The organism is Mycolicibacter senuensis (genome assembly GCF_003284925.1).
GTDB classification, from domain to species: Bacteria; Actinomycetota; Actinomycetes; order Mycobacteriales; family Mycobacteriaceae; genus Mycobacterium; species Mycobacterium algericum_A.
This window is the reverse complement of sequence record NZ_QMEX01000015.1, coordinates 1-14,327: the sequence shown is the minus strand read 5'-3', so window position 1 is coordinate 14,327 and position 14,327 is coordinate 1. Positions and strand designations below refer to the sequence as shown.

Sequence of the window (14,327 nt, the reverse complement as noted above, 5' to 3'; positions counted from 1 at the left end):
ATTCACTCAATCTGGTCAGGCCGTCCGTTTCCGCGACACTCGGTCGTGGCTACCCGCCTGCCGGATGGCCAAACTCTCGTCGGCTACGACACTACGGTCATCGCGCGGTCCTCGCTGATCTTGTTGAAAGGTTCCGGCTGCGGGTATAGCCGTTGTCGTGGTGCCTGATGACCTGCGCCGGCTGGCGGCCGCGCACGGCGTGGCGAGCTGCTATCGCAATGAGCGGCGGGAGCTGGTGCAGGTCGACGCCGACGTGGTGATCCGGATACTTCGGCTGCTCGACGTCGAAGCGGGCGACGAAACCGAGCGGCGTCGCGAGTTGGCCCGACTGGACCAGCCCGATCGCGCCGGCGCCGCGCCGCCCACGGTGGCGGTGCGGGTGACCGGGCGTGCGCAGCCGCTTCCCGGGGCCACCCAGCTGGTGAGTGAGGACGGCGAACGCCGGACGGTGCGCGACGAACTGCCCGCCGGCCTGCCGCCCGGTTGGTATGAGCTTGCGCTGCGCGATGGTCGGCAGGTCACACTGGTCGCCGCTCCCCCGCGGGCGCCGGCGGCCCCGGCCACCTGGGGATGGATGCTGCAGCTCTACGCGGTGCGGTCCGCCCGTTCGTGGGGTATCGGCGACCTGTCGGACCTGCGGGACTGGGTGTGCTGGACGGCCGGCGAGCACGGCGCCGGAGCGGTGTTGCTCAACCCGCTGCACGCCCCGGGCCCTACCCATCCGGTGCAGCCTTCGCCGTACACGCCGTCGAGCCGGCGGTTCGCCAATCCGCTGGCGCTGTGCATCCCCGACCTCGCGGTCTATCACCGCGCCGACCCGGACACCCGGGCGGAGGTCGATGCGCTGCGGGTTGCTGCCGACACGGCGCGGATCGACTACGACCTGGTCTGGGCGGCCAAACGGGCCGCCCTGGAGTCGCTCTGGCGCGCCGACGGCCGCCCGTCCCCGCTGGACGAGTCGCCCGGCAACACCGCGTTGCGCGACTGGGCGACCTACTGTGCGCTGGCCGAGCGCCACGGCGGCAGGTGGACGAGGTGGCCGGCGTCGCTGCACGATGCGGCCGGGCCCGCGGTGGCGGCCGCACGTCGGGAGCTCGCACCGAGGATCGCGTTTCACGCCTGGGTGCAACAGCGCTGCGAGGAACAACTGGCGGCGGTGCAGCGCGCCGCAACGGACTCGGGCATGGCGCTGGGGGTACTGCACGACTTGCCCGTCGGCGTGGACGCCGACGGCGCCGATGCCTGGGCACTGGCCGACCTGCTGGCCGGTGCGGCCAGCGTCGGGGCGCCCCCGGACACGTTCAGCCCGCACGGTCAGGACTGGCGGCTACCGCCGTGGCGACCGGACCGGTTGGCCGCCACCGGCTACACCGCGGTGCGCGACATGCTGCGTGCCGTACTCGCCCACGCCGACGGGGTGCGCATCGATCACGTCGCCGGCCTGTGGCGGCTGTGGTGGATCCTGCCCGGAGAAAGCCCGGATCGCGGCACCTACGTCCACTACGACGCCGACGTCATGCTGGCGGTGCTGGCGCTGGAAGCCCATCGCGCCGATGCTGTCGTCATCGGCGAGGATCTGGGCACCGTCGAACCGGAGGTCACCCGGACACTGGCCGGCAACGGCATGCTGGGCTGCGCCGTCTCCTGGTTCACCCGCGACGAATCGGCACCGGGCCAGCCGCTGCTGCCACCGGCGAAGTGGCCGGCGCAGGTGGCCGCCAGTATCTCCACCCACGACCTGCCCACCGCGGCCGGATTCCTGCGTGCCCAGCACGTCGCGGCCCGCGCCGAGCGGGGCCTGCTCGACGACGCGGCGGCCGCCCAAGCCGCCGCCGAGCGCGAACGGGCCGAATGGCTGGCGCTGCTGCGCTCCGAAGGGCTGCTCGAGCCCCGCGACGACGCGGACGAACCCGAGATCATCGACGCCATGCACCGCTTGCTGGCCGCCACCCCGAGCCGGCTGAAACTCATCTCCCCCTATGACGTATTGGCCGAACCCCGCCAGCCCAATCTGCCCGGCACCGTCGATGAATATCCGAACTGGCGGCTGCCGCTGCGCGAGTCGTTCGAACAGTTGCGCGCCGATCCGAGAGTCGCCCGGACCGCGGCATTGTTCTCACCGGGTGGCGTGCCGAGGCCCGGCGACGTGCACGATCCCCCGGATGGCAGGTAATCGCGACGCGAATCGGGTACATGTCGAAATATGGCCACCGACGTTGACGACGAGTTCGGTCAGCACCCCCCAGACCCGGCAGCCGGCAGCCATGTCGAACACGGCCTCGTGGAGCATCCGACCGCCGATGATTTCGGTGACGCCGCGGCACTGCCCGCCGACCCCGTCTGGTTCAAGCGTGCGGTGTTCTACGAGGTGCTGGTTCGGGCGTTCTACGACTCCAACGGCGATGGCATCGGCGACCTACGCGGCCTGACCGAGCGATTGGACTACCTGCAGTGGCTCGGCGTCGATTGCCTGTGGCTGCCACCGTTCTACGATTCGCCGTTGCGCGACGGTGGTTATGACATCCGTGACTTCTACAAGGTGTTGCCGGAGTTCGGCACCGTCGATGACTTCGTCGAACTGCTCGACGCGGCACACCGGCGCGGCATCCGGATCATCACCGACCTGGTGATGAACCACACCTCCGACAGCCACCCCTGGTTTCAGCAGTCGCGGCATGACCCGGACGGCCCGCACGGTGACTTCTACGTGTGGAGTGACACCAGCGAACGGTACGCCGACGCCCGAATCATCTTCGTCGACACCGAGGAGTCCAACTGGACGTTCGACGCGGTGCGCAAGCAGTTCTACTGGCACCGGTTCTTCTCCCACCAGCCCGACCTGAACTATGAGAACCCGGCGGTGCAGGAAGCGATGATCGACGTGCTGCGGTTCTGGCTGAACCTCGGCATCGACGGCTTTCGGCTGGACGCGGTGCCCTACCTGTTCGAACGGGAAGGCACCAACTGCGAAAACCTCCCCGAGACACACGCTTTCCTGAAACGCTGCCGCAAGGTGGTCGACGAGGAGTTCCCCGGCCGGGTGCTGCTGGCCGAGGCGAACCAATGGCCCAGCGACGTCGTCGAATATTTCGGTGATCCCGAGACCGGCGGCGACGAGTGCCACATGGCCTTCCATTTCCCGTTGATGCCACGCATTTTCATGGCGGTGCGCCGTGAATCGCGCTTTCCGATCTCGGAGATCCTGGCCCAGACACCACCGATCCCGGAGCTGGCGCAGTGGGGGATCTTTTTGCGCAACCACGATGAGCTGACATTGGAGATGGTCACCGACGACGAGCGCGATTACATGTACGCCGAATACGCGAAAGACCCCAGGATGAAGGCGAACGTGGGAATCCGGCGGCGGCTGGCACCACTGCTGGACAAGGACCGCAACCAGATCGAACTGTTCACCGCATTGTTGCTGTCGCTGCCCGGCTCACCCATCCTCTACTACGGCGACGAGATCGGGATGGGCGACATCATCTGGCTGGGCGACCGCGACGCGGTGCGCACCCCGATGCAGTGGACCCCCGACCGCAACGCCGGTTTCTCCACCGCCAATCCCGGCCGGCTCTACCTGCCGCCCATTCAAGACGCGGTCTACGGCCATCAGTCGGTCAACGTCGAAGCGCAACGCGACACCTCCACCTCATTGCTGAACTGGACTCGCACCATGCTCGCCATCCGGCGCCGGTACGACGCATTCGCCCTCGGCGGGTTCCGGGAACTGGGCGGCTCCAATCCGTCGGTGCTGGCCTATGTGCGCGAATTGTCCGGCGACGAGGGCCACACGGTGCTGTGCGTCAACAACCTGTCGCGGTTTCCCCAGCCGATCGAACTGAATCTGCAGCACTGGGATGGCCGTACGCCGGTGGAGCTGACCGGGTCCGTGGAGTTCCCGCCGATCGGAAAACTCCCGTATCTGCTCACGCTGCCCGGGCACGGCTTCTACTGGTTCCAGCTGTGCGAGCCGAAGGAGGACATGTCATGACCGGTGGCACCGGCGAGCCGGCGGGACTGCCGTGGGCGGAATGGCTGCCGACCCGACGCTGGTACGCGGGACGTAATCGGGAGCTGGCCGCAGCCGAGCCCGCCCTGGTGGTGGCGATCGACGACGGACTGGATCTGGTCTTGCTCGATGTCGCCTACACCGACGGCGCCGGCGAGCGCTATCAGGTGGTGATCAGCTGGGACGTGGAGCTGGCCCCGGAGTACGCCCAGATCGCGATGATCGGAACCTATCGGGGCCACACCGCCTATGACGCGTTGTATGACGCGGCCGCAGTCAGGGTGCTGTTGTCGCTGATCGACTCGTCGGCCACCCGTGGCGAGGTCACGTTCACCCCCCAGGAGGGGGTGTCGCTGCCGGTGCGGGCGGACTCTCGGGTATCGGAGGCCGAGCAGAGCAACACCAGCGTGATCATCGAGGAAGAAGTGGTCCTCAAGGTGTTCCGGCGGTTGAAGGAGGGCATCAATCCCGACATCGAGTTGAACGCGGCGCTGGGCCAGGCGGCCAATCCGCACGTGCCGCGATTGTTGGGCTGCTATCAGATCGAGTTGCCCGGCGAGTCCGGCGCGGTGCCCTACGCGTTGGGCATGGTCAGCGAGTACGCGATGAACTCGGCCGAGGGCTGGGCGATGGCCACCGCCAGTGTGCGCGACCTCTTCGCCGAAGCGGATCTGTACGCCCACGAAGTGGGTGGCGACTTCGCCGGCGAATCGTACCGGCTCGGTGAGGCCGTCGCCTCGGTGCACCGAACGCTGGCCGACAGCTTCGGTACATCGCAAGCGAAGTTTCCGGCGGAGGCCTTGCTGTCGCGATTGTCGGAGACGGCGGCGCTGGTGCCCGAAGTGCGCCCGCACGTCGGGGCCATCGAACAGCGCTTCCAGGCCCTGGCCGGACAGCCGATCACGGTGCAGCGAGTCCACGGTGACCTGCATCTGGGCCAGGTGTTGCGCACCCCCAACGGTTGGCTGCTCATCGATTTCGAGGGCGAACCGGGCGCCCCGCTGTCCGAACGGCGGCGGCCGGACTCGCCGCTGCGGGATGTCGCCGGTGTGTTGCGGTCCTACGACTACGCCGCCTACGGGAAATTGGCCGACCTGTCACGCGACGGGCAGGACCGGCAATTGGCCACCCGCGCCCGCGAATGGCTGGATCGCTGCCGCACCGCCTTCTGCGAAGGGTATGGAGCGGAATCGGGTGCCGATCCGCGGGATTCAGCGGAGCTATTGGCCGCCTACGAGGTCGACAAGGCGGTCTATGAGGCCGGGTACGAGGCCCGGCACCGGCCCGGCTGGCTGCCGATTCCGCTGCGGGCGCTGACCCGGCTCACGCCTATCAACCCGGCGTGATCTCGGGCTCCAGCCACAGCGCCGACAGCGGTGGCAGCACCAGCACGGCCGAGGCCGGACGACCGTGGCGGGGTTCGTCGACAGCGTCCACGCCACCGAGGTTGCCGGCGCCGCCGCCGTGGTAATCGACGGCATCGGTGTTGAGCACCTCTCGCCAGTGGCCGGCGGTCGGTAGCCCGAGACGGTAGTCGCTGTGCGCGACACCGGAGAAGTTGAACACGGCGGCCAGCACCGATCCGTCCGTTGCGTAGCGCAAGAAGCTCAGCACATTGTTGGCGGAGTCGTTCGCGTCGATCCAGGAGTAGCCGGCCGGGTTGATGTCTTCGCTCCATAACGCGGGATGGCTTCGGTAGATGGCATTGAGATCTCTTGTCAGGCGGAGGATTCCGGTGGAGAAGCCACCATCCTGCCGGTCCGGGTCGAGCTGAAACCAGTCCAGCCCCCGTTCCTCGGACCACTCGGCGCGCTGGCCGAATTCCTGGCCCATAAACAGCAACTGCTTGCCCGGATGCGCCCACTGGTAGGCCAGCAGCGAGCGCACCCCGGCGGCCTTGGCGTGATCGTCGCCGGGCATCCGGCTCCACAGCGTGCCCTTGCCGTGCACCACTTCGTCGTGGCTGATCGGCAGCACGAAGTTCTCGCTGTAGGCATACAGCATCGAGAACGTCATCTCATGGTGGTGATAGGAGCGGTGCACCGGATCGTGACCGAGATAGGACAGCGTGTCGTGCATCCAGCCCATGTTCCACTTCATCGAAAAGCCCAGGCCGCCCAGGCCGGTATCGCGGGTCACGCCGGGCCAGGAGGTCGACTCCTCGGCGATGGTCACGATTCCCGGCGCCACCCGGTGCGCGGTCGCGTTCAGCTCCTGCAGGAACTGCACCGCCTCGAGGTTCTCCCGGCCACCGTAGATGTTGGGTGTCCAGCCGCCGGCGGGACGGGAGTAATCCAGATACAGCATCGACGCCACGGCATCCACCCGCAGCCCGTCGACGTGGAACTCGGTCAGCCAGTACAGCGCATTGGCCACCAGGAAGTTGCGCACCTCCGGACGACCGAAGTCGAACACGTAGGTGCCCCAGTCGAGCTGTTCACCACGGCGCGGGTCGGCGTGCTCATAGAGCGGGGTGCCGTCGAACCGGCCCAGCGCCCACGCGTCTTTGGGGAAGTGCGCCGGCACCCAGTCCACGATGACACCGATGCCGGCGCGGTGCAGCGCATCGACCAACGCCCGGAAATCGTCGGGTGTGCCAAAGCGCGCGGTCGGCGCGTAGTACGACGTGACCTGATAACCCCAGGACCCGCCGAACGGATGCTCGGCGACCGGCAGCAGCTCGACATGGGTGAAGCCGTGCTGCACAACGTAGTCGGTCAGCTCCACCGCGAGCTGGCGATAACTCAGGCCCGGCCGCCACGACCCCAGGTGCACCTCGTAGATGCTCATCGGCTCCAGGGCCGGATTCCCCCCGGGGCGCCGGCTCATCCAATCGTCGTCGTGCCACCTATGACCGCTGGTAGCCACCCGGGAGGCGGTCTGCGGCGGGACTTCGGCGGAGAACGCCATCGGATCGGCGCGTTCGGTGACGACGTCGTCGGCGCCGTGAATCCGGAACTTGTACAGGCCGCCGATGGGAAAGTCCGGCCAGAACAGCTCCCACACGCCCGAAGAGCCGAGCGCCCGCATCGGTGCGCCGATGCCCTCCCAACCGGTGACGTCACTGATCAGGCCCACTCCGGCGGCGTTGGGCGCCCACACCGCGAACGACACCCCGGTCACGGTCCCGTCTGCGGTGGTGAACGTGCGCGGATGAGCGCCGAGCACTTCCCAGAGCCGTTCGTGGCGGCCCTCGGCGAACAGGTGCAGGTCAACCTCGCCCAGCGTCGGCAGGAAACGATATCCGTCGGCGGTGGTCTGCGGTTCCGCGGCGCCGGGATAGTCGATCAGCAGCCGGTAGTCGATCAAGTCGGCGAACGGCAACGTCGCGGCGAACAGTCCATCGGCCAGCTGCTTCATCGGCAACCGGTCGCCGCCCACCACGACGGTCACCGCGGCAGCGCCCGGTCGCAGCGTTCGGATCACCGTGCGTTCACCGTCGTCGTGGGCGCCGAGGATGGCGTGGGGATCGTGGTACACACCGGACAGCAACCGGTTGATGTCGTCCGGATTCGCCGCCAGGCGGCCGGCGGGCGTGCGTTTGCTTCGTGTCATCGGGCCTTCCCCTTTAGTCAAGGCCGGCTCGCACGCCGGCGCCCATCACCGGCATGTTGACGATATGGGCGATCGCGCGGCCCGGGTCGAGTCGCACGTAATTCTGCTGTCCCCACTGGTATTCCTCCCCGCTGATCTCGTCGCGCACCCAGAAACGCTGGTAGGGCTGCATTCCCAACGCCGCCATATCCAATGACAGCGTCGCCTCCTCGGCGGCGAACGCGTTCAGCGTCACCACCACCAGCACCGTGTCGCCGCTGACCGGATCGAACTTGCTGTATGCCAACAGCGCATCGTTGTCGACATGGTGGAAGCGCAGGGTTCGTAGTTGCTGCAGCGCGGGATGACTGCGGCGAATGGCGTTGAGTCGCGCGATAAACGGTTCTAGCGATCGTCCCTGCTGCAAGGCGGTGGCGAAATCGCGTGGCCGCAACTCGTATTTCTCGGAGTGAAGGTATTCTTCGCTTCCTTCACGCACGGCTTGGTGTTCGAACAACTCATAACCGGAGTACACCCCCCACGCCGGGCCCATCGTCGCCGCCAGCACCGCCCGAATCGCGAACATGCCGGGACCGTGGTGCTGCAGGCTGGCATGCAGGATGTCCGGTGTGTTGACGAACAGGTTCGGACGCCGGAAATCAGCGAGTTCGGCGATCTCGTCGCCGAATTCGACGAGCTCAGCCTTGGACGTGCGCCAGGTAAAGTAGGTGTAGGACTGCGTGAAGCCGAGTTTGGCCAGACCGTACTGGCGTGCCGGCGGGGTGAACGCCTCAGACAAGAACAACACGTCCGGATCGGCGGCCTTCACCTTCGCGATCAGCCACGCCCAGAAGTCGGGTGGCTTGGTGTGCGGATTGTCGACCCGAAACACCTTGACCCCGTGCTTGATCCAGTGCTGCACTACCCGAAGCACCTCGGCGTACAAGCCGGCCGGATCGTTGTCGAAGTTCAGTGGGTAGATGTCCTGGTATTTCTTCGGGGGGTTCTCGGCGTAGGCGATCGTCCCGTCCGGCAACTCGGTGAACCACTGGCGATGCCGGCGAACCCACGGGTGATCGGGCGCGCACTGCAATGCCAGGTCGAGGGCCACCTCCAACCCGAGCTCGCGTGCCCGAGCGACGAAGCGGTCGAAATCATCGAGCGAGCCCAGCGCGGGGTGCACCGCGTCGTGACCGCCCTCGTCACTGCCGATCGCCCACGGTGAACCGACGTCACCCGGCTCGGCGACAGCGCTGTTGTCACGGCCCTTCCGGTGGACCTTTCCGATCGGGTGGATCGGCGGCAGGTACACCACGTCGAACCCCATCCCAGCGATGCGCGGCAGCGCTGCTGCCGCGGTGGCCAGCGTGCCGTGCACCGGGTTTCCCGCCGAGTCCCAGCCGCCGGTGGAGCGCGGGAACATCTCATACCAGGCGCTGAAGCGGGCCAGCGGCCGATCCACCCAGACCAGCTGCTGTGTCCCCCGGGTGAGCAGGTCCCGCAGCGGATAGCGGGCGAGTAGCTCGGCGACCTCATCCGACAACGCCGGCGCCGACCCGGTCAGCGGATCGCCGGGGTCGCGTAACGCGGCGGCGGCGGCCGACAGCGGCCGGCGGCTGCCGACCGGTACCGCTGCGGCGGCACGGTCGAACAACTCCGCGCCGATCAACAGATCGTTGGACAGCTCGGCTTCACCCTGGCCGGCGTCGAGCTTGGCCAGCACCGCGTCGCGCCAGCTGCGGATCGAATCGGTCCAGCCGTCGACCCGAAACGACCATAACCCGACCTGATCCGGCACGAACTGACCGTGAAAAACGTAGGGTTGCGCACCGGCCGCCATCGTTGCCAGCAGTGGCTCGGTTCGCGGGCATGCGGCACGGCCCTCCGGAGCGTCCTGGTCCAGACCGCGCGTACCCGGGGGTGCCGGGTAGTCGCGACCGAGGTAGCTCACCGCCAAGGTCGCCGCGACAACATCGTGTCCGTCGCGCCAGACGGCGGCCTCGACCGGTATTACCTCCCCCACCACGGCTTTGGCGGGGTACCTGCCGCAGGACACAACCGGCGTAACGCCATCGACCACGATTCGGCCCGGCACCACCACTCCGTTCGTCGGCTGGGTTTCCGACAGGGGGGTACCCGCAGTGCTGGAAAGCTACCCGCGCGGCAGCCCCAGCAGCCGCTCAGCGGCCAGCGTCAGCAGGATCTGTTCGGTGCCGCCGGCGATCGAGAGGCAGCGGGTGTTGAGGAAGTCGTGCACCGGGCGCCCGGCCACGGCGCCGGCCCCGTCGGCCACCTCCATCCGATACTCGGCCAGGTCCTGGCGGTAGCGCACCCCGATCAGCTTGCGGACCGAGGACTCCGAGCCGGGATCCTGACCGCCGACGGCGAGCTGCGCAATACGCTGATCCAGCAACGAACCCGCCTGGGCGGCGATGATCAGCCGAGCCAGCCGGTCGGCGGTGGCGGTGTCGGGTTCCTGATCGTGCTGCCCGCCGAACAGGGCTTTCAGCAGTTCCTCCATCGGGTTGCCCAGCGCGGTACCGCCGGCGATCGCGACCCGCTCGTTGGCCAGTGTGGTGCGGGCCAGCCGCCAGCCGTCGTTGACGCCGCCGACCACCATCTCGTCGGGCACGAACACGTCGTCGAGGAAGACCTCGTTGAACAGCGCCTCACCGGTGATCTCCCGCAACGGCCGGATGTCGATGCCCTCGGCCGCCATGTCGACCAGGAAGTAGGTGATGCCCTTGTGTTTCGGAGCATCTGGATCCGTCCGCGCCAGGCAGACACCCCACTGCGAATCGTGCGCCCGCGAGGTCCATACCTTCTGCCCGGTCAACCGCCAGCCGCCGTCGACCTTGACCGCCTTGGTTCGCAGCGCCGCCAGATCCGAGCCGGCGCCCGGCTCGGAGAACAGCTGACACCAGAACACCTCGCCGGTCAGGGTGGCCGGGATGAAACGCTCGATCTGTTCGGGCGTGCCGTGCTCGAGGATCGTCGGCGCCGCCCACCAGCCCACCACCAGGTCGGGACGGCCGACGCCGGCCGCGGCGAGCTCCTGGTCGATCACCAGCTGCTCGGCGGGAGCGGCCGCGCGCCCGTACGGCGCCGGCCAGTGCGGTGCCAGCAGACCCGACTCGGCCAGCGCGGCCTGGCGCTGCTCCTCGGGTAGCGCGGCGATCCGGGCCGCCGCCGCGGCGATCTCGGGCCGGATATCGGCCGCCGCATCGTCTGAGCCCAGGTCGACTTCGAGCCGGCGGCGCACCCCGGCCCGGGTCAGCGCGGTGGTACGGCGCAGCCAGCGCTGCTGTCCGCCCAGCGCCTGGCCGATGCCGTAGGCCCGGCGCAGGTACAAGTGGGCGTCGTGTTCCCAGGTGATGCCGATGCCGCCGAGCACCTGGATGCAGTCCTTGGCGTTGGCCTTGGCGGCGTCGATGCAGATCGCGGCGGCCACCGCGGCCGCGATCGCGAACTGCTGCTCATCGGAGTCCGAGGCGGCGCGAGCCGCGTCGGCGGCCGCCACCGCCGCCTGTTCGGCACGGCACAGCATCTCGGCGCACAGGTGCTTGACGGCCTGGAAGCTGCCGATCGGCTTGCCGAACTGCTCACGCACCTTCGCATAGGCGACGGCGGTGTCCAGTGCCCAGCGAGCGACACCGGCCGCCTCGGCGGACAGCACCGTGACCGCCAGGTTCTCCACCCGGCCGCCCGACTCGAGAATGACGGCCGGGGTGTCCGACAACGTCACCTTCGCCAGCGGCCGGGAGAAGTCGGTCGCGATCAGCGGCTCGACGTCGGCCCCGTCGGCGCCGGAATCCACCAGCACCCAGTCCTGCCCGGCCGGCAGCATCAGCAGCGCGTCAGCGGTCGCCCCCAGCACCCGCTCGGCGGTGCCGGAGACCTTCCCGGTCGCGGCATCGAAGTGCAGGTCGGCGTCGATCGCAACCCCGGCGACCCGCTCACCGGCGGCCAGGGCTTCGGTCAGCTGGGGGTCGGCGACCACCAGGGTGGCCAGCGCCGTGGTCGCTACCGGACCTGGCACCAGCGCCTTGGCGGCCTCGTCGACCATCGCGCACAGGTCTTCGAGCCGGCCGCCGGCACCCCCGCACTCCTCGGGGACGGCCACCCCGAACAGACCCAACTCGGCCAGCCGGGCGAAAACCGGTTTCCAGGCGTCGGTTTCGCCCAGTTCCACGGCGCGAATCGCCGCCACGGTGCCCGCTGCGGCGGCCCAGTCACGAACCAGCTCGCGGGCGGCAAGCTGTTCGTCGTCGATGGTCAGGGACACGCTGGACTCCTCGGGGTCATGGCGGTATGGAATTTCCGTGGCGAGAAGGCCACCACGCTCACTAGAACGTGTTCTAATAGTGCCAGCGTCCGAACGTCAAGTCGAACCCTTGTGGCAGGACACATCACGTCCCGCCGGTGTTGGGAGTCAGAGATTCAGCTACCCGATGCGTATCGTTACTGGCGAGTAGGCCAACTGAAGGAGCTGCCCCTCTCATGTCGTCACCAGCCGACAGCAACCCGGGCCGCGGAGCCGGCACCCAGCCCCGCGAGGTCACCAGCGTGGCCGTGCTGACCGAGTCCGACCTCGGTTCCGAGGCGCAGCGGGAACGGCGCAAGCGCATCCTGGACGCCACGCTGGCGATCGCCTCCAAGGGCGGCTACGACGCGGTGCAGATGCGTGCGGTCGCCGACCGCGCCGACGTCGCCGTGGGCACCCTCTACCGGTACTTCCCGTCGAAGGTCCACCTGCTGGTCTCGGCGATGGGCAGAGAGATCGCACGGGTCGAGACCAAGCCCGACCCGGCCACCTACGCCGAAACCACCCGGCATCAGCGGCTCAACCTCGTGGTCAACAAACTCAACCGCGCGATGCAGCGCAACCCGCTGCTCACCGAGGCCATGACCCGGGCATACGTCTTCGCCGACGCGTCGGCCGCCGGTGAGGTCGACCACGTCCAGAAGCTGATCGACTCGATGTTCGCCGAGGCGATGAGCGACGGCGAGCCGACCGAGGAGCAGTACCACATCTCGCGGGTCATCTCCGATGTGTGGCTGTCCAACCTGCTCGCCTGGCTGACCCGGCGGGCGTCTGCGACCGACTTCACCACGCGACTGGACCTGGCGGTGCGGTTGCTGATCGGCGACGACGACAGCCCCAAGGTCTGACCCGGCCCCGCCGATGCGTCTCAAAGTCGGCCGCCCCGACATCGGCAGGTACGAGCACCGGTTCACCGTCCCGGCCGCGGCGCCGGACGCACCGCTGTGGGTGACGTGGCTCGGCGTGACCAGCATGCTGATCGACGACGGGTCGTCGGCGCTGATGACCGACGGCTACTTCTCGCGTCCGGGTCTGACCCGGGTGGCGTTGCGCAAGGTGTCGCCGTCGGCCGCTCGCATCGACGGCTGCCTGGCCCGGGCCGGGGCGCGGGAGCTGGCCGCAGTGATCCCCCTGCACACCCACATCGATCACGCGCTGGACTCGGCGGTGGTGGCCGAACGCACCGGTGCCGCACTGGTGGGTGGCCTCTCAGCCGCCAATATCGGCCGCGGCCAAGGGCTCTCGGACGATCGGCTGATCGTCGCCGTTGCGGGGGCACCCATCACGCTGGGCGCCTACGACGTCACCCTGGTCAAGTCACGGCACTGCCCGCCGGACCGCTTCCCCGGGGTCATCACCACCGCGGTGGTCCCGCCGGTCAAGGCGTCGGCCTACAAGTGCGGTGAGGCGTGGTCGGCGCTGGTGACCCACCGGCCCTCGGGGCGGGGCCTGCTGATCGTCGGCAGCGCCGGGTTCGTTCCCGGCGCGCTGGCCGGGCACCGCGCCGAGGTGGTGTACCTGGGTGTGGGCCAACTCGGTTTGCAACCGCGCCAATACCTCGTCGACTACTGGTCGGAGACGGTGCGCACCGTCGGCGCGAAGACGGTCGTGTTGACCCACTGGGACGATTTCTTCCGGCCACTGTCAAAGCCGTTGCGCGCGTTGCCCTACGCCGGCGACGATCTGGATTTCTCGATGCGGATCCTGTGTGAGCTGGCCGCGGCCGACGGCGTCGCGCTGCACCTTCCCACGGTGTGGCGGCGCGAAGACCCGTGGCGCTGAATCCGATACTCGCACTGCTGCTGCTCGTTGTGGTGCTGGGCTTCGCGGTGGCCCGGCCGCGGGGCTGGCCGGAACTGTTCGCGGCCGTGCCGGCCGCGGCCATCCTGGTTGCGACCGGGGCGATCTCGGTGCACGACGCGGCAGCCGAAGTCGCCACGCTGCTGCACGTCGTCGCGTTTTTGGGTGCGGTGCTGGTGCTGGCACAACTCTGCGACGACGAGGGGCTGTTCGAGGCGGCCGGGGCGGCGATGGCCCGCGCCGATGTCGGGCCGCCGCAGCACCTGCTGCGCCGGGTCTTCGTCATCGCGGCCTGCCTGACCGCGGTATTGAGCCTGGACGCGACGGTGGTGCTGCTGACCCCGGTGGTGTTGACGATGGTCCGGCGCCGCCGCGCGCCGATGCGCCCGCACGCCTATGCGACCGCGCATCTGGCCAACACGGCGTCCCTGCTGCTGCCGGTGTCCAACCTGACCAACCTGCTGGCCTTCCAGGCGACCGGCCTGTCGTTCGTGCGGTTCACCGCGCTGATGGCGGCGCCGTGGCTCGTTGCGACGGCGGTCGTCTACCTGATCTTCAGGTGGTTCTTCCGCGCCGATCTGCGCGCGACGCCGGAGCATCTGCGGGCCGGCCCGCCACCGCCGGTCCCGGTGTTCGCGTTGGTGGTGCTGGGCTTGA

General features: G+C 68.6%; 9 protein-coding genes. 6 read left to right on the top strand and 3 right to left on the bottom strand.

Annotated features, from left to right (window positions below):
- The first annotated feature begins 157 nt into the window (after nucleotides 1-157).
- Genes malQ through DQP56_RS06890 form a run of 3 tightly spaced genes read left to right on the top strand, consistent with a single transcriptional unit; the run spans nucleotide 158 to nucleotide 5,358 of the window.
- On the top strand, nucleotides 158-2,173 hold the full coding sequence (gene malQ, locus DQP56_RS06900; protein ID WP_112684221.1) for a 4-alpha-glucanotransferase: 2,016 nt from the start codon (nucleotides 158-160) through the stop codon (nucleotides 2,171-2,173).
- 30 nt (nucleotides 2,174-2,203) lie between these two features.
- Nucleotides 2,204-3,994, top strand: a complete 1,791-nt coding sequence (gene treS / locus DQP56_RS06895; protein WP_112684220.1) for a maltose alpha-D-glucosyltransferase — start codon at nucleotides 2,204-2,206, stop codon at nucleotides 3,992-3,994.
- Nucleotides 3,991-5,358 (top strand): maltokinase N-terminal cap-like domain-containing protein, encoded by a 1,368-nt coding sequence (locus tag DQP56_RS06890; protein WP_112684219.1) that lies wholly within the window; start codon nucleotides 3,991-3,993, stop codon nucleotides 5,356-5,358. The genes treS and DQP56_RS06890 overlap by 4 nt, the downstream gene beginning before the upstream one ends.
- Here the strand turns inward: DQP56_RS06890 and glgB are convergent.
- Genes glgB through DQP56_RS06875 form a run of 3 tightly spaced genes read right to left on the bottom strand, consistent with a single transcriptional unit; the run spans nucleotide 5,345 to nucleotide 11,831 of the window.
- Nucleotides 5,345-7,567, bottom strand: coding sequence for a 1,4-alpha-glucan branching protein GlgB (gene glgB / locus DQP56_RS06885; protein ID WP_112684218.1), 2,223 nt, complete (start codon nucleotides 7,565-7,567; stop codon nucleotides 5,345-5,347). The genes DQP56_RS06890 and glgB overlap by 14 nt on opposite strands.
- Before the next feature lie 13 nt (nucleotides 7,568-7,580).
- A complete protein-coding gene (locus DQP56_RS06880; RefSeq protein WP_112684217.1) occupies nucleotides 7,581-9,647 on the bottom strand; it encodes an alpha-1,4-glucan--maltose-1-phosphate maltosyltransferase in 2,067 nt (688 codons plus the stop codon).
- A 51-nt stretch (nucleotides 9,648-9,698) separates the two neighbouring features.
- Entirely contained in the window at nucleotides 9,699-11,831 is a 2,133-nt protein-coding gene (locus DQP56_RS06875; RefSeq protein ID WP_112684216.1) for an acyl-CoA dehydrogenase family protein, read from the bottom strand.
- 215 nt (nucleotides 11,832-12,046) lie between these two features.
- On the opposite strand from DQP56_RS06875, the gene kstR reads away from it, so the two are divergent.
- The 3 genes from kstR to DQP56_RS06860 all read left to right on the top strand — a co-directional run.
- Nucleotides 12,047-12,718, top strand: coding sequence for a cholesterol catabolism transcriptional regulator KstR (gene kstR / locus DQP56_RS06870; RefSeq protein ID WP_112684215.1), 672 nt, complete (start codon nucleotides 12,047-12,049; stop codon nucleotides 12,716-12,718).
- Nucleotides 12,719-12,731: 13 nt separating this feature from the next.
- Entirely contained in the window at nucleotides 12,732-13,652 is a 921-nt protein-coding gene (locus DQP56_RS06865; protein ID WP_112684214.1) for an MBL fold metallo-hydrolase, read from the top strand.
- Nucleotides 13,649-14,327: SLC13 family permease (locus DQP56_RS06860; protein WP_435673830.1), on the top strand; the 679-nt coding region annotated here is incomplete at its 3' end. The genes DQP56_RS06865 and DQP56_RS06860, both read left to right, overlap by 4 nt.